At 71.0% G+C, this 17,793-nt stretch carries 21 protein-coding genes; 7 read left to right on the forward strand and 14 right to left on the reverse strand.

Annotation, left to right across the window (positions count from 1 at the left end):
* Positions 1–22: 22 nt before the first annotated feature.
* Positions 23–904, reverse strand: a complete 882-nt coding sequence (locus tag ACP4E5_RS03415; RefSeq protein WP_425825193.1) for an oxygenase MpaB family protein — start codon at positions 902–904, stop codon at positions 23–25.
* 111 nt (positions 905–1,015) lie between these two features.
* Between ACP4E5_RS03415 and ACP4E5_RS03420 the strand changes: the two genes are divergently transcribed.
* Positions 1,016–2,041, forward strand: coding sequence for an endonuclease/exonuclease/phosphatase family protein (locus tag ACP4E5_RS03420; protein ID WP_425825194.1), 1,026 nt, complete (start codon positions 1,016–1,018; stop codon positions 2,039–2,041).
* On the opposite strand, the gene ACP4E5_RS03425 is transcribed toward ACP4E5_RS03420, so the two are convergent.
* The 6 genes from ACP4E5_RS03425 to ACP4E5_RS03450 all read right to left on the reverse strand — a co-directional run bounded on the left by ACP4E5_RS03425 (position 1,998) and on the right by ACP4E5_RS03450 (position 7,104).
* Positions 1,998–3,176 carry an acyl-CoA dehydrogenase family protein gene (locus tag ACP4E5_RS03425; RefSeq protein ID WP_425825195.1) on the reverse strand — a complete coding sequence of 393 codons (1,179 nt, stop codon included), beginning with the start codon at positions 3,174–3,176 and terminating at the stop codon, positions 1,998–2,000. The two genes, ACP4E5_RS03420 and ACP4E5_RS03425, sit on opposite strands and share 44 nt — an antisense overlap.
* Positions 3,177–3,296: 120 nt before the next feature.
* On the reverse strand, positions 3,297–3,725 hold the full coding sequence (locus tag ACP4E5_RS03430; RefSeq protein WP_425841053.1) for a four-helix bundle copper-binding protein: 429 nt from the start codon (positions 3,723–3,725) through the stop codon (positions 3,297–3,299).
* 218 nt (positions 3,726–3,943) lie between these two features.
* Positions 3,944–4,516 carry a hemerythrin domain-containing protein gene (locus ACP4E5_RS03435; protein ID WP_425825196.1) on the reverse strand — a complete coding sequence of 191 codons (573 nt, stop codon included), beginning with the start codon at positions 4,514–4,516 and terminating at the stop codon, positions 3,944–3,946.
* Between the two features lie 95 nt (positions 4,517–4,611).
* Positions 4,612–5,742, reverse strand: a complete 1,131-nt coding sequence (locus tag ACP4E5_RS03440; protein ID WP_425825197.1) for an enolase C-terminal domain-like protein — start codon at positions 5,740–5,742, stop codon at positions 4,612–4,614.
* A 16-nt stretch (positions 5,743–5,758) separates the two neighbouring features.
* Positions 5,759–6,751, reverse strand: coding sequence for an LLM class F420-dependent oxidoreductase (locus ACP4E5_RS03445; protein WP_425825198.1), 993 nt, complete (start codon positions 6,749–6,751; stop codon positions 5,759–5,761).
* 182 nt (positions 6,752–6,933) lie between these two features.
* Positions 6,934–7,104, reverse strand: coding sequence for a hydrophobic protein (locus ACP4E5_RS03450; protein ID WP_425825199.1), 171 nt, complete (start codon positions 7,102–7,104; stop codon positions 6,934–6,936).
* A gap of 73 nt (positions 7,105–7,177) precedes the next feature.
* Here ACP4E5_RS03450 and ACP4E5_RS03455 point away from each other — a divergent pair, with 73 nt between their 5' ends.
* Positions 7,178–8,113 (forward strand): cation diffusion facilitator family transporter, encoded by a 936-nt coding sequence (locus ACP4E5_RS03455; protein WP_425825200.1) that lies wholly within the window; start codon positions 7,178–7,180, stop codon positions 8,111–8,113.
* A 12-nt stretch (positions 8,114–8,125) separates the two neighbouring features.
* Here the strand turns inward: ACP4E5_RS03455 and ACP4E5_RS03460 are convergent, their stop codons facing one another.
* Genes ACP4E5_RS03460 through ACP4E5_RS03470 form a run of 3 tightly spaced genes read right to left on the reverse strand, consistent with a single transcriptional unit; the run spans position 8,126 to position 12,605 of the window.
* On the reverse strand, positions 8,126–9,538 hold the full coding sequence (locus ACP4E5_RS03460; RefSeq protein ID WP_425841056.1) for a VWA domain-containing protein: 1,413 nt from the start codon (positions 9,536–9,538) through the stop codon (positions 8,126–8,128).
* Entirely contained in the window at positions 9,535–10,749 is a 1,215-nt protein-coding gene (locus ACP4E5_RS03465) for an AAA family ATPase (RefSeq protein WP_425825201.1), read from the reverse strand. Before ACP4E5_RS03465 ends, ACP4E5_RS03460 begins: the two co-directional genes overlap by 4 nt.
* A 56-nt stretch (positions 10,750–10,805) precedes the next feature.
* Positions 10,806–12,605, reverse strand: a complete 1,800-nt coding sequence (locus ACP4E5_RS03470) for a thiamine pyrophosphate-requiring protein (protein WP_425825202.1) — start codon at positions 12,603–12,605, stop codon at positions 10,806–10,808.
* A gap of 136 nt (positions 12,606–12,741) precedes the next feature.
* On the opposite strand from ACP4E5_RS03470, the gene ACP4E5_RS03475 reads away from it, so the two are divergent.
* The 4 genes from ACP4E5_RS03475 to ACP4E5_RS03490 all read left to right on the forward strand — a co-directional run bounded on the left by ACP4E5_RS03475 (position 12,742) and on the right by ACP4E5_RS03490 (position 15,200).
* Positions 12,742–13,143, forward strand: a complete 402-nt coding sequence (locus tag ACP4E5_RS03475; RefSeq protein ID WP_425825203.1) for a VOC family protein — start codon at positions 12,742–12,744, stop codon at positions 13,141–13,143.
* 109 nt (positions 13,144–13,252) lie between these two features.
* Positions 13,253–13,411: a hypothetical protein gene (locus ACP4E5_RS03480; protein WP_425825204.1), complete on the forward strand. Its 159-nt coding sequence runs from the start codon at positions 13,253–13,255 to the stop codon at positions 13,409–13,411.
* A gap of 66 nt (positions 13,412–13,477) precedes the next feature.
* Positions 13,478–13,975, forward strand: a complete 498-nt coding sequence (locus ACP4E5_RS03485; protein WP_425825205.1) for a response regulator — start codon at positions 13,478–13,480, stop codon at positions 13,973–13,975.
* Positions 13,976–14,105: 130 nt separating this feature from the next.
* Positions 14,106–15,200: an ABC transporter permease gene (locus ACP4E5_RS03490; RefSeq protein ID WP_425825206.1), complete on the forward strand. Its 1,095-nt coding sequence runs from the start codon at positions 14,106–14,108 to the stop codon at positions 15,198–15,200.
* Between the two features lie 88 nt (positions 15,201–15,288).
* On the opposite strand, the gene ACP4E5_RS03495 is transcribed toward ACP4E5_RS03490, so the two are convergent.
* Positions 15,289–15,915: an HdeD family acid-resistance protein gene (locus tag ACP4E5_RS03495; RefSeq protein WP_425825207.1), complete on the reverse strand. Its 627-nt coding sequence runs from the start codon at positions 15,913–15,915 to the stop codon at positions 15,289–15,291.
* Between the two features lie 79 nt (positions 15,916–15,994).
* Here ACP4E5_RS03495 and ACP4E5_RS03500 point away from each other — a divergent pair, with 79 nt between their 5' ends.
* Positions 15,995–16,378 carry a DUF488 domain-containing protein gene (locus ACP4E5_RS03500; protein WP_425825208.1) on the forward strand — a complete coding sequence of 128 codons (384 nt, stop codon included), beginning with the start codon at positions 15,995–15,997 and terminating at the stop codon, positions 16,376–16,378.
* Between the two features lie 7 nt (positions 16,379–16,385).
* Here ACP4E5_RS03500 and ACP4E5_RS03505 read toward each other — a convergent pair whose 3' ends face one another.
* From ACP4E5_RS03505 to ACP4E5_RS03515, 3 genes are all read right to left on the reverse strand, one after another.
* Positions 16,386–16,763 carry a helix-turn-helix domain-containing protein gene (locus ACP4E5_RS03505; RefSeq protein WP_425825209.1) on the reverse strand — a complete coding sequence of 126 codons (378 nt, stop codon included), beginning with the start codon at positions 16,761–16,763 and terminating at the stop codon, positions 16,386–16,388.
* Between the two features lie 69 nt (positions 16,764–16,832).
* The gene (locus ACP4E5_RS03510) at positions 16,833–17,411 is read right to left on the reverse strand and encodes a dihydrofolate reductase family protein (protein ID WP_425825210.1); all 579 of its coding nucleotides are present in this window, start codon (positions 17,409–17,411) and stop codon (positions 16,833–16,835) included.
* A 27-nt stretch (positions 17,412–17,438) separates the two neighbouring features.
* A complete protein-coding gene (locus ACP4E5_RS03515) occupies positions 17,439–17,789 on the reverse strand; it encodes a luciferase domain-containing protein (protein WP_266724923.1) in 351 nt (116 codons plus the stop codon).
* Positions 17,790–17,793: the final 4 nt, after the last annotated feature.

Genomic DNA, 17,793 nt, shown 5'->3' on the forward strand with positions numbered 1-17,793 from the left:
CGCCGTCGCCCCCGTCACGTCGCTATGCCCTCCCCGGCCCGTCCAGTATGGCTTCCCCTCTGTCGACTTTGTACGGGGCGGGACGGGCGTCGACACCGAGTCTCCCCATCGCCCGCAGGATGTGTTTGGGCGGGAGCTGCCAGCGCACACGGGCGGGAATCAGGCGCAGCGCCGTGCCCGTGGCGTGCAACCGGCGCGTGACGATGGCCGGGGCGGGGGCCCGCCTGCCGTACAGCTCATGGGCGTACGGCGGCAGGGAGGCGTACGCCAGGTTGGCCACGCGCCGCCAAAGGGCTTCGCGCGCGGGGATGAGCAACAGGTGGGTGGGCGGCCGTTGGAGAAAGTCGTCGACTTCGCGGGCCTCTGGCCCGGCGGCCAGCTCGGGCCGCACGGACTCGAAGTACGCCGCCAACTCCGCGCGGCTGCCCGGAACCTTCTCCGGGTCGAGGCCGACGAGCCTGGCGCTGGTCCGGTGCTCGGCGACATACCGGTCGGCCTGCGCCCCGGTGAGCTTGAAGCCGGAGCGGCGCGCGACGTGCAGATAGGAGTCGATCTCGGCGCAGTGCACCCACAGCAGCAACTCCGGTTCGTCGACGCCGTACCGCTCCCCCGTGTCCGGGTCGGTCACCCCCAGGTGGCTGTGGATCCGCCGGACGCGCGCGCCCGCCTCCTCGGCGGCCTCGCTCGTCCCGTACGTCGTCGTACCGACGAAGCCCGCGGTCCGCATCAGTCGGCCCCAGGCGTCGCGCCGGAAGTCGGAGTTCTGCATGACGCCGCGCACCGCGCGCGGGTGCAGCGCCTGGAAGTACAGGGCGCGCACGCCCGCGATCCACATCATCGGGTCGGCGTGCATCTGCCAGGTCACCGAGTCGGGGCCGAAAAGCCCGGGGTCCGCTTCGCTCATGTCGCACAGCACCTCCTGGTCGCAGCGTACGCACACGGGCCGGGCCGGAACCCGATCAACGGCCGACTCGTCCTGGTGTGCAAGGGACAACGGGCGAGCGGACGGGGCGACATGAGCGAGCGGGACAGCGGAACGACGGCCTCCACGGACGGGGCGGGCGGCAGACGCCCGCTCTGGCGTCGCGGCCACGTGCTCGCCGCGCTCGCCGTCCTGACCGCGCTCGTCCTGATCTTCCACCGGTACATCCCGAACACGCCGGGGCGCATCGGGAGCCTGGTGGAGTCGTTCCTGCCGTGGTCCTGGCTGCTCCTGGTCGTCCTCGTCGCCCTGGCGCTGCTGCGCCGGGCACCGCTCGCACTGCTGGCCCTGCTGCTGCCGACGGCGGCCTGGGGGTACCGATGTGGCGTGTTGCTGCCCGACCCCTGGCCCGGCGCACCCCACCTGGTCGTGGTGCAGCACAACGCCAGTGACGAGAACGCCGATCCGGCCGGCACGGCGCGCTCACTGTCCGGGCACGGACCCGACCTCATCGCCCTGGAGGAGCTGCTGCCGAAGGCCCGGGCGCAGTACCAACGCACGCTGGCCGGGAATTACCCTCATCACGCGGTGGTGGGCACGGTGGGGCTCTGGTCGAAGTACCCCCTCACCGGTGTGCACCCGACCGACATCAAGCCCGTGGGGATCACCGAGCCGTGGAACCGCGGACTGCGCGCGGTCGTCGAGACTCCGTGGCGCGACACAGCGGTGTACGTCGCGCACCTGCCCTCGATCCGGATCGACGCGAGTGGCCTCGCGTCGCGGTGGCGGGACGAGAGCGCGCGCAAGCTCGGTGCGGCGGTCGCCGCCGAGCCGACGCCCACCGTGCTCGTCCTCGGCGACCTCAACGGCACGGTCGACGACCGGGGGCTCGCCCCGCTGACCTCACAACTGGACGTGCCCGCGCGCGGGTTCGCCTTCAGTTATCCCGCCGCGTTCCCGGTGGCCCGGATCGATCAGGTGATGGCCCGCTCGGCGCAGGTCGGCCGCGTCCGCACGCTGCCCGCGACCGGCAGCGACCACCTTCCCGTCCTCGCCCGGATCACGTTCGACCCGCTCAGCGCCGCACCCGCGGCATCCCCAGGCCGATCCACGAGATGATCTCCCGCTGGATCTCGTTGTTCCCGCCGCCGAACGTGAAGATCACGGCGGACCGGTAGCCGCGCTCCAGTTCGCCGTGGAGCACCGTCCCCGCGCTTCCCTCCTTCAACGCGCCCGCCGCTCCCACCACTTCCATCAGCCAGGCGTACGCGTCCCGGCGGGCCTCCGAGCCGTAGACCTTGACGGCGGAGGCGTCCTGCGGGAGGAGCGTGCCCTGCTGGACGGCGTTCACCATCTGCCAGTTGAGGAGCTTCATCGCGTCGAGCTTGGTGTGGGTCTGGGCGAGGCGCTTCCTGACCCAGCCGAGGTCGATGACGCGGCGGCCGTCGGCGAGTTTCGTCTCCATGGCCCAGCGCTGCACGTCGTGCAGGGCGCGGATCGCCATGGTGCCGTGGGCGGCCAGCGTGACGCGTTCGTGGTTGAGCTGGTTGGTGATCAGGCGCCAGCCCTTGTTCTCCTCGCCGACCCGGCGGGAGACGGGGACGCGGATGTTCTCGTAGTAGCTGGCCGTGGTGTCGTGCGAGGCGAGGGTGTTGATGACGGTGCAGGAGTAGCCGGGGTCCGTCGTCGGGACGAGCAGCATGGTGATGCCCTTGTGCGGGGGCGCGTCCGGGTCGGTGCGGACGGCGAGCCAGACCCAGTCGGCCGTGTCGCCGTTGGTCGTCCAGATCTTCTGGCCGTTGACGACGTACGTATCTTCCTCGCGGACCGCGCGCGTCTTCAGCGCCGCCAGGTCCGTGCCCGCGTCGGGCTCGCTGTAGCCGATCGCGAAGTCGAGCTCGCCGGAGAGGATCTTCGGGAGGAAGAACTCCTTCTGCTCGTCCGTCCCGAACTGCATGATGGTCGGGCCGACGGTGTTCAGTGCCATCAACGGCAGTGGCACGCCCGCCTGGGCGGCCTCGTCGAAGAAGATGAACTGTTCCATCGGGGACAGACCGCGGCCGCCGTACTCCTTCGGCCAGCCCACACCGAGCCACCCGTCACTGCCGAGCCGGCGCACCGTCTCGCGGTAGAACCGCTTCTGCGCTGCCGGGTCCTCGTAGCGCGCGTACGCGTTCTCGGGTACGAGCTCGGCGAAGTAGGCGCGCAGCTCGGTGCGCAACTGCTGCTGCTCAGGCGTGTATTCGAGGTGCACGGCCCCTCCTGGCGGTCAACTGCGTGGTACGGGAGCCGGCTTGCGCCAGCCTGACGGCGCACACAGTAGAACGCGTTCCAGAAATAGGGAATGCCGGGGACCGCGGGAACTGATGGAACGTCAGCCGAGGGTCTGGAGGAAGTCCGTGCACGCCCGCGCGCAGGCCCGGCACCGTTCGGCGCAGTCGGCGGCGTCGTCCGTACGGTCGCAGGCGTGGGCGCACTCCAGGGTGACGGCCCGGCACCACTCGACCTGGAGCCGCAGCCCGTACTCGTCCTGGTGTGCCTCCTCCGAAAGGAGCCGGCACGTCGCGTCGCACACCTCGACGCTGAGCAGCAGCGCGCGCCGCAGCCCGTGCGGCGCGTCGGCCTTGTCCTGCCCTTCGTTCGGGACCGAGCGCACGGGCCCGTGCACCTGCGGGGCGACGGGGCCCAGGTCGGTGGAGCTGACCAGCAGGGCGCACGCCCGGGCGCACTCCGTGCAGGACTGCGCGCAGGCGAAACGGTCCTCGAGGAAGCGGACGAGGTCGTCCTTGGGCGGTTCGATCATCAGGGCACGGTCGGCGCCCGTGGGGTCCTCGGCGTACGGATACGGAAATTTCGCCAGCGAGGTCACCGGCCCGTCTCCTTTCCAGGGAACGTACGGCAGGGAACGTACGGCTTCGGTGCGGGTAGCCGGATCGGCGTGCGCCAAACCGCGTGGCACACCGGACGCGGAGAGGTGCGGGGCGCACGTTCCGCCCCGCACCTCTCCGCGTCCGCGGCCGGTCAGGTCTTGCCGGTCGCCTTGCGGATGACGTCCCTTGTTCGGTCGACGACCGCGGACACGGGGCCCGCGGCGATGTTCTTCGCCGCGGAGTCCGTGCCGGGGTGCGGTCGCGTCGGCGCCACGGCCTCCGCCGCCTTCACGGCGCGGCCCAGGGTCTCCAGCCTCGATCGGTCGGCGACCTCGTTGAAGTGGGCGAACTCGTGGCGTTCCTCCGCGTCCGCGTGCGCGAGGACGTCCTGGCGCAGCGCGGCGAACCTGTCGAGGAACTCCGGCGAGTCCGGGTCCATGTCATCGAGCTTCGACAGGGCCTTCTTCGCCTTCTCCTCCTCGTCGATCCGGTCCTTGACGACGTGCTCGCCGCCCTGGATGTTCTTGCGGGCGAAGGGGTGCACGACCTCTTCCTCGGCGGTCTCGTGCACCGCGAGCAGCCTCACCAGTTCGTGGAAGCGTTCCTTGCGCTCCTCGCCCTTGGTGTTGGCCACCTCCTCGAACAGTTCGCGGATCCTGACGTGCTGCTGAAGAAGAAGCTGCACCACGTCGTTCGGGTCCTTCGTGCCCTTGGTCTGGGGCATGTCGTGTCCTCGGGATTCTGAGTCTCGGGTGCGGAGCGAACCGGGTACCCGGGGCGTCGGCCGTTACCCGCGCGGAGGACCGCCGCAGGGCCGGATCAGGCCACCCGGTACTCCTCCACCTCTTCGCTCCTCAGCTCCAGGCCGTTGCCCGGGCCGTTCTGCCCCGGGCGCACCGTGCCGCCCGACGGGTCGAGGACGCCCGCGAAGAACATCGACTCGATCCGGACGTGGTCGTGGAACCACTCGACGTGGCGGAGGTTGGGGATCGCCGCCGCCACGTCCGCGTGGGCGTGCGGGGCGCAGTGGGCGGAGATCTCCAGGCCGTGGGCGTGGGCGAGGGAGGCGGCGCGGAGGAATTCCGTGATGCCGCCGCAGCGGGTGACGTCGGCCTGGAGGCAGTCGACGGCGCCCGCGGAGATCATGCGAGCGAAGTACGGGAGGTCGTAGCCGTATTCGCCGGCGGTGACGTCGCAGACGAGGGCGTCGCGGACGAGGCGGAGGCCGGTGAGGTCGTCGGAGGAGACGGGTTCCTCGAACCAGCCTACGCCGTGCGTGACGAGTGCCTCGCCGACGCGGATCGCCTGCTTGCGGTTGTAGCCGCCGCCCGCGTCGACGTACAACTCGGCGTCCGGGCCGATGACTTGGCGTGCGCTGCGGACCCTTTGGAGGTCACGGGGCACGGCCCGGCCGCAGGCCTCGCCGATCCTTATCTTGACCTGGGGGATGTGCTGGCCGTGCACCCAGCCGCTGAGCTGGGCGGCCAGGTGGCTGTCGTGGTACGTGGTGAAGCCGCCGCTGCCGTAGACGGGGACGGTGTCCCGTGCCGCGCCGAGGAGGCGGACGAGCGGGAGGTCCATGAGGCGGGCCTTGAGGTCCCACAGGGCGAGATCGACCGCGGAGATGGCGCAGGACGCGATGCCGGGCCTGCCCGCGTTGCGCACGCCCCGGCACTGCGCCGCGTGGGCGGCGGGGATGTCGAACGCGTCGCGTCCCTCGACGAGCACGGCGAGTTGGTCGCGGACGACATCGGCGGTGGCCGGGGGCGCGTAGGTCCAGCCGATGCCGGTGAGGCCGCAGGCCCTGGCCTCGACGAAGACGATCGTCGTGCTGTCCCAGGCGAGGGTGGCATCGGCTTCGGGGGCGTCGGTGGGCACCGTGTAGGCGCTGACGTCGAGGCGTTCGACGGGAAGGCAGGTGCTCGGGGATTTCGGAGCGCTGGTCGTCATGGTCGTCTGCCGCGCCTCACCCTGCCGAGCCGCTGGTCGCACCGCTGGGTGCGCCGTCCTTGAGCTGCGGCAGCACCTTCGTCCGGTAGAAGTCGAAGAACTCCTGCTGGTCCGGGCCGATCTGATTGACGTAGACACGGTCGAAGCCGGCGTCGGCGAAGGCCTGTAGGGCGCTCAGGTGCTCGTCGATGTCGGGGCCGCAGGGCATCGCGCCGTCGACCATCCGCTCGGTGACGAGGGTCTCGGCCTGCTCGAAGTGGCGGGGCGTGGGCAGCACCTGGCCGAGTTCGCCGGGCAGCAGCTGGTTGGCCCACAGCGTGTGTACGCGGCGCACGGCCTCCGCCCGGTCGGGCCCGTAACAGACCTTCAGGCCACCGGCGACGGGCTTCGCGCCGCCTCCGCCCTTACGGAACTGGGTGACCAGCTCGTCGTCGGGGCTCATGGTGATGTAGCCGTCGCCGACGCGGGCGGCGAGCGCTGTGGCCTGCGGGCCGAAGCCGGAGATGTCGATGGGCACGGGGCCTTCGGGCAGGGTGTAGATCCGGGCGTTCTCCACCGTGTAGTGCTCGCCGCGGTGGGTGACCTCGCCGCCCGCGAGGAGCTTGCGGATGACGGCGACGGCCTCTTCGAGCATCTCCATGCGGACGTGCGCGGAGGGCCAGGGGCCGCCGAGGATGTGCTCGTTGAGCGCCTCGCCGGTGCCGACGCCGAAGCGGAAGCGGCCGTCCAGCTGCACGGCGCTGGTGGCGACGGCCTGTGCGAGGACGGCGGGGTGGATGCGGACGGTGGGGCAGGTGACCGCGGTCTCGACGGGCAGCGACACGGCCTCGGCGAGGGCCCCGATCACGTTCCACACGAAGGGGCTCTGCCCCTGGGCGTCGTTCCACGGGTGGTAGTGGTCGGAGATCCACAGGCAGTCGAAGCCCGCCTGCTCCGCCATCCGGGCCTGCTCGACGAGCTCGTGCGGCCCGAATTCCTCAGACGCCAGAAAGTAGCCGTACTCGGGCATGCCGTCCTCCCGGGGGCGTGGATTGTGCCAGACCGTCCGGGTATCCCGGGCCCCTCGCACGGAAACCAGTCGCGGCACGGGAAAAGTGCCGCCCCGGCCGTATTTCGCGGATCATTCCCGCCGGCCGGGGACGGCACTTCAAAGGTTTCGTTCCCGGGTTTATCGGTACCTGGTTCGGTTACTCACCACCGATACCAGCGTGACCTCGATCCACTCGCCGACGTACTGCGCATCACGAACCCGAGCAGCCACACGACCAGCACGGCGATGGCCACCCACCACAACAGTTTCACAGCGAATCCCGCGCCGAAAAGCAGCAGCGCGAGCAACAGGACCAGCAGAACAGGAATCACGGTGAATACCTCCTTGAGGCGCCGAGTTCCCGAGAATTCCGCCCGTACTCCACTCACCCCTCTGCGAGTTGACGTGACCGCGAAGAATTCCAAGGAAGACGACCGAAGGACCCGGATCACCGTCCTGGTGGCGCTCGCCGCCAATCTGCTGATCGCCGTGGCCAAGGCCGTCGGCGGTCTCATCGCCGGGTCGCCAGCGCTGCTCTCGGAGGCGGCGCACTCGGTGGCCGACAGCCTCAACGAGGTGTTCCTGCTGGCCGCGCTGCACCGCAGCCGCCGCCCCGCCGACCGCAGGCATCCGTTCGGCTACGGCAAGGAACGGTTCTTCTGGTCGCTGCTCGCCGCCGTCGGCATCTTCGTCATGGGCGGCTGCTTCTCGTTCTTCCAGGCGTTCGAGGCGCTGACGTCGGGCGGCCAGGAGGAGTCCCGCAGTGGCTACGTCGCCGGGCTCGTCGTCCTCGGTGTGGCACTGCTCGCGGAGGGCAGCTCGCTGGCCCGTGCCGTGCACCAGGTGCGCGCGCAGCCGGGCGACGGCATCGGCTCGGACCCCGCGCTGCGTACGGTCCTCGCCGAGGACGGCACGGCAGTGATCGGTGTGCTGCTCGCGGCGGGCGGGATGGCGCTGCACATGGTGACGGGGCGGATCGAGTGGGAGGCGGCGGCCTCGTTCTGCATCGGCGTGCTGCTCGTCTACGTGGCGTACCGGCTCGGCAGGGACGCCCGCGACCAGCTCATCGGCGAGGCCGGCGACCCGGAGCTGCACCGGGGAATCCGCGAACTCCTCGCCGCGCAGCCCGAGATCGACAATGTGGCGGCGCTGCACACGATGCAGCTGGGCATGGACTCGACACTGGTCGCGGCACGGATCGACCTCGCTCCCGGCATCGAGAGCGAACGCCTGGAACTGGTCCTCGAACGCGTCAAGCGGGCGGTCCAGGAGCGCTGGCCCGAGGCGGACCAGGTGTTCCTCGACGTGGTGAACGAGCCGAAGCCGGTACGTGAGGGGTGAACGGGGCGCGGGTCAGATCACGCGGAACAGGTCGGCGGCCGCATGCACGTCGGTGAAGTCCTCCACCGAGCGGAGGTTGTCGCACAGCGCGTCCAGGACGGAGTCGCTCTCCGCGGCGCGCGGCGCGCCGACGGCCACGCCGAAGACGCGGAAGCCCAGGCGGTGCTTGGCCTCGTTCCAGCCGCGCATCCACTCCTCGGTGACGCCGCAGTCGTCGTCGGTGAGGAGCACGATGTCGCCGCGGGCACGGGCGGCGGCGTCGAACTCCCGCTCAAGGACGTCGCGGGCGGCACCCAGCGGCGCCTGGTAGCTGGTGCCGCCGCCGAGGAAGGTCTCCGCGAACTCCAGGGTCGTCTCCAGTGCAGCAGGACGGTCGGCGGGGAAGCGGAAGACGCGGACCTTGTCGGCGGCGGAGAACAGGATGCCGACGAAGTCGCGCCCGCCGGCGCGGGCCTGGTCGAGCAGCGCGAGCGCGCACGCCTTCGCCCACACCTCACGGGTGACTCCGCCGGGCCCCGCCTCGTACATGGAGTGCGACGTGTCGACGCACGCGATGACGGCGCCGCGCCCGGTGGGCTGCTCGCCCCGGCTGTCGTAGAGCATCAGCTCGCCGGCGGCGTACCGGGCGGCGAACACCGCGCGCAGGGCGGGCACGCCGAGTCCGGCGAGTTCTGAGGGGACGACGCGGGACAGGTCGTCGCCGAGGGTTACGCCGACGAGCTCTCCGGTGGTGTTCTCCACCTTGCGGGCACGTTCACCCGCTGCCATCTGCCGGAAGCGGCCGATGAGTTCGGCCCAGTCGGCGAGCCGCCCGGCACGCAGCCGCTCGGCGAGCCGGGTCCGCTCCTCGAACGGCAGCCGCTCCAGCTCGCCGGGTCCGACGCCCCAGGCGCGCATCAGGGAGGCCTCCCGGCGTACGGCGCGGGAGGCCTGCGCGGCGGCGCTGCGGGCGGCGGCGCGGACCCCGGGAGAGCCCGAGCCCGGGGAGCCCGGAGCGCCTATGACCGCCTCGACGGCACCCTCGCCCTCACGCCCGGCGGTCTCTCCCGTGCGCTCCTGCCCCTCCCGCTCCAGCAGCCCCCGCAGCGCGGACCCCTGCGCCAGTAGGGCCATGGCCGCGGCGTACGGGTCGCCGACGGTGTCCCGGCGCAGCTCGGCGAACTCGGGCGACTGAACGAGCGCGCTCACGAAGGCGTGGTTGACCAGCCGCGAGCGCGCCATCTCCGTGCGCTCGCGCATCCGCACCCGCGCCTTGTACGCGGCCAGGAACACATCGGCGAGCAGATCCTCCGCGCATTCGTGGCGCGCGGCGAGTTCCACCGCCAACTCCCGTACTCCGGCGGCCTGTTCATACGTATCGCGCCATGTCAGCCGGTCGAACCGGTCCGCCGCGACGGCCGCGCGCGCGGGCACGGGCGCGTTCAGGGCCGGTCCCGCACCATGGTGGCGTCCACACCGAGGGCCTCGGCGAGGACGCGGGCGCGGACGGCGCGCTGGCGTCCCGTGACCCGCTCGATGGCGGCGGTGGAGCGGCCCGCGCCGGCCGCCTCCACGCGGAGCTTCTCCAGGCGCTGCCCCGCCATGGCGAGCTGCTGGTGGGCCTTCTTGATGACCCAGTCGCTCAGCGCCTCGCGGGACTGCCCGGCCATGGCGTCGAGTTGGGTCTCCAGCTCCTCGATGGTGTCGGCCAGGTCGAGCGCTTCCTTGGCGTCGGGGTTGACCAGGTGCAGCACCTCGCGCTCGACGGTCGGGCGCTGGGCGGGCGAGTCCCACAGGACGTGGGTGAGCACCGACAGGTCGGTCTCGGCGACCTCCGGGCGGCCGTCGAGGTACGCGGAGGCCTGGAGCAGGCCCACCGCCTGCCGCCAGCGGCGGTCGGACGCGACGAGTTCCTCGCGGCGCAGGGCGGCCCGCAGTGTGCACACGGCGTCGACGATGGCGTCGGGCACGTCCACATCGGGGACGCTTTCGGTCACGGCCCGCTGAAGGTCGGCCAGGTGGACCGTGGTGCGTTCCGGGGCCCCGGAACGGCCGCCGACGGCCGAGCGGACGAGGGCGGCGAAGTTCGAGGGGTCCTCGAGGTAGCCGACCTCGATCCGTACGAGGAGCCGGTCGTAGATCGCGGCGGTGTCCTCGCCCTCGGGCAGTTCGTTGCTGGCCGTGATGGCGCCGATCAGCGGGCAGTGGATCGGCGCGCCGCCGTTCTCGGGGTGGTAGATCCGCTCGTTGAGGAAGCCGAGTGTCTCGTTGAGGGCGGCGGTTGAGCACTTGAAGATCTCATCGATGAACGCGATGTGCGCGGTCGTGGCGCGGCCGTCGTAGACCTGCCGGTACTCGCCGCGCGCCAGGGCGGCGACGTCGATGGGCCCGAACATCCTGGTGGGCGCGGTGAACTTGGAGAGCAGGATCTCCCAGTACGCCGCCCCCTCGACCCGGCCGGTGAGCTCGCGGGCCAGCTCGGACTTGGCCGTGCCGGGCGGTCCGAGCACCAGGGAGTGCTGCCCGGCGAGCAGCGCCGTCACCAAGGTCCTTACGACGTCGGCGCGTTCGTAGAAGCGCTCCGACAGCTCGTCGCAGATGGCGCGCAACCGCCCGGCCGTGCCGTCCCGCTCCCCCAGCGCGTCCCGCGCGTCCACTGCCGCTCCCCCTGCCCGCAAGGCCCCACCGATCTCAGGTCGGACCCCAAACTACGTCAGTGGCCGCGCTTGCCGACGCCCGGCATGAACTCCTGCACCTTCGCCTTGAAGCCCTGCTTGACCACGTCCGTGCGCTGCGGGTCGCCCTTGATGATCGCCTCCGCCGTCGACTCCATCTGCTCCCATGTCGCGTGCGGCGGGATCGGCGGTACGGACGGGTCGGTGCGGAAGTCGACGACGGCCGGCCCGTCGGCGGCGAGCGCCGCGCTCCAGGCGTCGGTAACGGCGTCGGGCTTCTCGACGCGGATGCCGGTGAGCCCCAACTGCCGTGCGAACGCCGCGTAGTCGACGTCGGGAAGCTCCTGCGAGGGCACGAAGGACGGCGAGCCGCCCATGGCGCGCAGCTCCCAGGTCACCTGGTTGAGGTCCCGGTTGTTGAACACGCCGATGACGAAGCGCTGATCGGTCCAGCGGTGCCGGTACTTGGCGACGGTGATGAGTTCGGCGAGCCCGTTCATCTGCATCGCGCCGTCGCCGACGAGCGCGACGACGGGCCGGTCGGGATGCGCGTACTTGGCTCCGATCGCGTACGGGACGCCGCAGCCCATGGTGGCGAGCGTGCCCGACAGGGAGCCGCGCATCGCGGCGCGCATAGTGATGTGGCGGGCGTACCAGTTGGCGGCGGAGCCGGAGTCCGCGGTGAGGATGGCGTCGTCCGGGAGCAGCGGGTCGAGGGCGCGCGCGACGTGTTCCGGGTTGATCGGGTCGGCGCTCAACTCTGCCCGGCGGTCCATGACTTCGTGCCAGCGCCGGACACTTGCGCAGGTCTCGTCGAACCAGTCGCGGGCCTCGTTGCGGTGCAGCAGCGGCAGCAGGCGGCGGAGTGTGGCGCGGGCGTCGCCGACGAGGTTCACCTCGTACGGGTAGCGCATGCCGATCATGTGCGGGTCGATGTCGATCTGCACTCCGCGCGCCTTGCCGTAGTCGGGCAGGAACTGCGAGTACGGGAAGCTGGAGCCGATGGTGAGCAGCGTGTCGCAGTCCCGCATCAGCTCGTAGGAGGGGCGGGTGCCGAGCAGGCCCGACGCCCCGGTGACGTACGGGAGTTCGTCGGAGAGCACGTCCTTGCCGAGGAGCGCCTTGGCCACGCCGGCCCCGAGCAGTTCGGCGACCTCGCGCACCTCGTCCCTCGCGCCGGCCGCGCCCTGGCCGACGAGGATGGCCACCTTGTCCCCGGCGTTGAGCACCTCGGCGGCCCGTTCCACCGCTTCCTGCGCGGGTTCGGCGGTCCACGAGCTGCGGTCGAGGCTGGAGGGCACCATCTTGAAGGCGTGCGGCGGCGGGGTGTGGTCCAGGTCCTGCACGTCCCCCGGGACGATCACGGCGGTGGGGGCGCGGCGCGCGGTGGCGGTGCGGATGGCCCGGTCGAGGACGTTGGGCAGCTGTTCGGGGACGTTGACGGTCTCCACGAAGTCGGAGGCGACGTCCTTGTACAGCGTGTGCAGGTCGACCTCCTGCTGGTACGAGCCGCCCATGGCGCTGCGGGCGGTCTGCCCGACGATGGCGACGACCGGCACGTGGTCGAGCTTGGCGTCGTACAGGCCGTTGAGGAGGTGGATAGCTCCGGGACCCGATGTGGACACGCAGACGCCGACGCGGCCGCTGAACTTCGCGTAGCCGACCGCTTCGAAGGCGGCCATCTCCTCGTGCCGCGCCTGGACGAACTCGGGCTGGTTGTCGGCGCGGCCCCAGGCGGCGAGCAGGCCGTTGATGCCGTCGCCCGGATAACCGAAGACCTGCTCCACGCCCCAGGCGCGCAGGCGGGCGAGGATGTGATCGGCGACCTTGGTGCTCATGCCGGGCCCTTTCGGTTCGAGGAACGCTGCCGGAGCCCGGGTGACCAGTGAGGGACCACGGAAACCCGGTTGGCGCCGCCCGCCCCGGGTACTCGGCGCCCCGATGCGCGCCACGGGGCGCGAAGGAGGAGGAGACATGAGCTTGGTGCGGGCCGGAGTGCTGGTCCTGGACTGTGCGGAGCCGGAGGAACTGGCCGAGTTCTACCGGGCTTTGCTGGGCGGGGAGATCGAGACGCTGCCCGGCAGCAACCGCATCGATGTCGTCGGCGAGCAGGGCATGCGCATGGCCTTCCGCCGCGACCTGAACGCCGCCCCGCCCAGCTGGCCGCGCCCCGACGACTCGCAGCAGGCCCATCTCGACTTCCTGGTGAACCAGGAGGACCTCGACGAGGTGGAGCGCCGGCTCATCGGCCTGGGCGCCCGCCCGCTGGAGACCCGTGGCGCACGCGGCCCGAACGAGATGCGCGTGTACTCCGACCCGGCAGGGCATCCGTTCGCGACGCACTGCGCCCAGCACCCGGCCCCGAAGACCGGCTGAGCCGGCCACCGCGAAGGCGCCGGGTCGCCTCGAACGAGGCGTCTACAAAACCGTCTACAACCGAACTCGACCGAAATCCTTCGAACTTCGGTCGGAGAAGGAGCCGATCATGAACACAAAGGAGCGCGCTCCGCACCCCGCGGAGACCAAGCGCGAGGTCAAGGGCAGGATCCGCACCTGCCGGGCCGCGCGACGCGACGGAGGCGAGCCCTCCGGTAGCGCGAACGACCGCGACACGGACTGGAATCTGGTGCGCGGAGAGGACTGAGCGAGCTCTTCCCTCCCGTCGATTCCGGCATATGCTGTCGATGCCGACGAGGGGAGGTGCCCCGCGATGCCCACCGCTGCACGGCCGAGGATCCTCGTCGTCGACGACCGGGACGACACCCTCTTCGCGATGGAGAGCGCGCTGGCCCCGCTCGGCTATCCGGTCGACCGGGCCAAGAGCGGGGACGACGCGCTCAAGGCGGTGCTGCGCGGCGGCATCGGCCTGGTCCTGCTCGACGTGCTCATGCCCGACGTCGGCGGATTCGAGGTCGCGCACTACATGTCGCGCCTGGAACAGACGCAGGACATACCGATCATGCTGATCACCGGTGCGGGCCAGGACACCGCGCTCGCCTCCAAGGCCTTCGAACTCGGCGTCGCCGACTACGTGGTGAAGCCGATCGAGCCGTGGGTGATGCGGACTAAGGTCCGCTATCTGTACGAGACGAGCCTGCGCATGCACGCGCTGCGCGAGCGCCTTCGGGCGTACGAGAACGGCGGCGAGGAAAGGCCCCCTCCGCCGGCGCACGCCGCCGCGGGCCACCCTCTGTCACGCCCCGCCTGACCTGCCGCTTCGGCCTCGGGTGGCCATGGTCACACCCGCTCGGGGACTTTCGACCCTCCTCATGGTTGTAGAGTACAACTGCACCAAGAGTTGTAAAAGCCAACCTGATCCGTCCGTGGAGGTCCTGCTCATGAGCGGCACGCGCGAACCGGCGCTGCGTCACGTCCTGACGCATCTGCTCACCCCGCTCCTGATGTGCGTCGGCATGGGACTCGCCTATCTCGGCGCCTTCGCCTCGCCGGAGCCGCACCATCTGCCGATCGCCGTCGTCGGCTCGGGCCCGGAGGCGAAGGTCTTCGCGCAGACGGTGAAGGACAAGGCGGGCGACGCGCTCGACGTCCGCACGCTCGCCTCCCGCGCCACCGCGGTCGACCAGCTCAAGACCCGGGACATCGACGGCGCCTACGTACTCGGTGACAAGCCCGAGCTGGTCGTCGCCTCGGCCGGGTCCGACACCACCGTCTCCGCCGTCGAGAAGGTCTTCACGCCGGTCGCCGCCCAGCAGGGCGCACCGCTGAAGGTGACAGACGTGGCGCCGCCGGTGGACGACGACCCGACGGGTCAGGGTCTGTTCTTCCTGCTCGTGGCGGTCAGCATCGGCTCGTACGCCTCGGTCGCGGTGATCGGCGGCGCGGGCGCGGCGCTGCGGATGCGCACCCGCGCCCTGCTCGTCGTGGGCGCGTCCGGCGTGGTCAGCCTGATCGGCGCGGCGTTCGCGGGCCCCGTCTTCCACCTCGCGCACACCCACCTGTGGGGTCTGTGGGGCATGACGTGGCTGTACTCGGCGGGCGTGCTGCTGATCGGCGTGGGACTGCACACGTTCCTGAAGAAGTGGACGACGCTCGGCGTGATGGTGCTGTTCGTGATGCTGAACTTCACCAGCTCCGGCGGGATCTTCCGACCCGAGCTGCAGAACGGCTTCTTCGCGGGCCTGCACAGCTTCTGGAACGGCGCCGGATACGTCGAGGGCGCGCGCGATCTCCTGTACTTCGGCCAACACGATCTGGCCCGCAACATCTGGACGCTCGTGGCCTGGCTGCTCGTGGGCGCCGTCATGATCACGGTGGCGGGCCTCGCCGAGCGCCGGCGCGGCACCCCGGCCGCCGTGGAGCCCGCCCCCGCGCACAAGCACAAGCGGGCGGCCGTGCGCGACCGGCAACGGGAGCACGAGCAAGAACAGGACCAAGAACTGGAAGAGGAGATGGAGGAGGCGGTGGGCGTCTGATCGTCCGCTCCCCCGGCCTCGGACACGGAGAGGGCCCCGCTGCTCCAGCGGGGCCCTCGCCGTATGCGCTCCGTGCCTGCGGCCGCGGTCACACCCCGGCGGGGATGTCCTTCGCCCGCTTGCGCACCGCGAACGACGAGCCGATCTCCACGACGCCGACCACGAGCAGCCAGATGCCGGTGACCAGCGTGAGGACCGCCAGGGTCTCGAACGGCGACACGATCAGGACGACCCCGGCGAGCGCGGTGACGACGCCGAGGAAGATCTGCCAGCCGCGGGCGGGCATCGCTGGGTCGGAGGCCGCGGCGACGGTCTGCGTGATGCCGCGGAACAGCCAGCCGATGCCGATCCACAGGGCGAGCAGCAGCGTCGACTCCATCGCATCGCGGAAACAGAACAGGCCGAGCAGCACGGACAGGGCGCCGCTGATGAAGCCGATGACGCGCATCCCCGCCGTCGCGTGCGTGCCGAACGCGGCGACGAGCTGGAAGATGCCGCTCACCAGCAGGTACACGCCGAACAGGACGCCCGCCACGCGCAGCGACGCCCCCGGCCAGACCAGGACGAGCACGCCGAGGATCACCGAGGCGACACCCATGAGCAGCACGGCCTGCCAGGCGGATCGCGCGAGTCTGCCGAGCGGGCCCTCGCCTTGCGGGGTGTCGCCGCCGGGCGTCCGGTGGGGAGTCTGCGGGTCGTACGGTGCTTGGGTCATGCTCGACTGTCCCTACGGAACACCGGGCTCCGCCAACGCGCGGGGGCCGAACGAATGACTCAGGCGCCACAATGGATACATGACCGCACATCATGGCCATGGCTCCGGACCGTTCGCCGTCCGCCGGGTCTACGATCCGGCCGCCCCGGCCGACGGCACGCGTCTGCTCGTCGACCGGCTCTGGCCGCGCGGCATCTCGAAGGAGCGCGCCGACGTCGACGAGTGGATCAAGGACATCGCGCCGTCGAAGGAGCTGCGCTCCTGGTACCACGAGGACAAGGAAAACCGGTACGACACGTTCGCCGAGCGGTACGCGGCGGAGCTGGCCGAACCGGAGCGCGCCGAACTCGTGGACCACGTGCGGGAGTTGGCCGGGCACGGGCGGGTGACGCTCGTGACGTCGGTGAAGGACATCGAGCACAGCCACGTGCCTGTGCTGCGGCGGCATCTCGAAGAGGGCTGAGCCCGGCTCAGGCGGCGAGACAGACGGTGCCCCGCGCGCCCTGGCCGGACGTCGTCACGCCGGTGCTGGACACCAGCCGGACCGGCCGCACCGCCTGCACCGCCTGCACCGCCTGCGTCAACTCCCCCTGCGCCAGGACGAGTACGTCGACGAGTCCAAGCCCGAGCGCTCCCGCCACGGCGGCCAGCATCTCCGACGACGCCTCCTTGCGCCCGCGCTCGACCTCCGACAGGTAGGGCATCGAGATCCCGGCGACGTCCGCCACCTCCCGCAGCGTCCGTCCCTGCGCCCGCCTTCGCCGCCGCAGCACCCCGCCGACGACGTCGCGCCACAGCGGCTCCTGGGCCGGAACGGGCCGGGGGCGTCGACTCTCCTCGATACTCATCCGCCCACCGTACGAGGGCGCGCGACGACCGCGCCCCGCACTTCGCCCACGGCGATATCGCGCAGGCTGTCAGCCGCGGTCCCGTTCGTGCCGCAGCAGGACGACCCCGTTCCCGAACGTGTGGGTCTCCGTGAGGCGCAGCGCGCGCTCCGCGAAGGTCTCGCGGGGGTGGAACATCGGGGTGCCCGCACCGACCAGGACCGGGTGGATGTAGACCCGGAACTCGTCCACGAGGTCGTGCTCCAGGAACGTCGTCGCCAGGTTCGCCCCGTCGATGACCAGGTCGCCGCCGGGCTGTTCCTTGAGCGCCCGGATCGCCTCGGGCACGACCTCCGGCATGACGGTGGTGTGCCACTCCCCCGGCCCCGGCTTCAGCGTCCGGGAGAACACGATCTTCGGCACCGCGCGCCAGATGCCCGCGAAGTCGACGACGGCCGGCGAGGCCTCGGGGTCCTTGTCCGCCGTGGGCCAGAAGTCGGCCATAAGCTCGTGCGTGACGCGTCCGCTGAGGATGCCGCCGAAGGTGCGGCACACGTCGTTCATGTGCTGGTGCAGCTCCTCGTCGACGCGGTGCCAGCCGATCTCCCGATCGGGGCCCTCCATCCGACCGTCGAGGGACACACCCATCATGAAAACGATCTTGCGCATTGCGTGCTCGCCTCTCGCCGTCGGCCGCTAACCGCGCTCCCAGTCACACGGAGGTGAGGGGCAGGCGTGCGCGTCGTGTTCTTTCAGGGCGACGCTCACAAGACTCAGCAACAGCTGCACATCCGTGTCGCATTCGAGTAGCACGGTAATCCAGGAGGCGCCCGGTTGCACCCTGATGGCGCTGTTGTGTCGGAGTTGAGGAAGCAGCCGCTGCACCACCGGCGAGGTCAGGTACAGATCGGCGCAGTCATCGGCATGGAAGTGCACAAGGTCGTGGCCCGCCGCGCGAAAGGCGTGCCCAACCGAGCACCGGGGCGGGCCACTTACCAGGGTCGGCCATGTCCCGAGTTCGGTCATGGCGCGCTGGGCCGCGGTCATGCCC

This window comes from Streptomyces fractus (genome assembly GCF_049844455.1).
Classification (GTDB): Bacteria; Actinomycetota; Actinomycetes; order Streptomycetales; family Streptomycetaceae; genus Streptomyces; species Streptomyces fractus.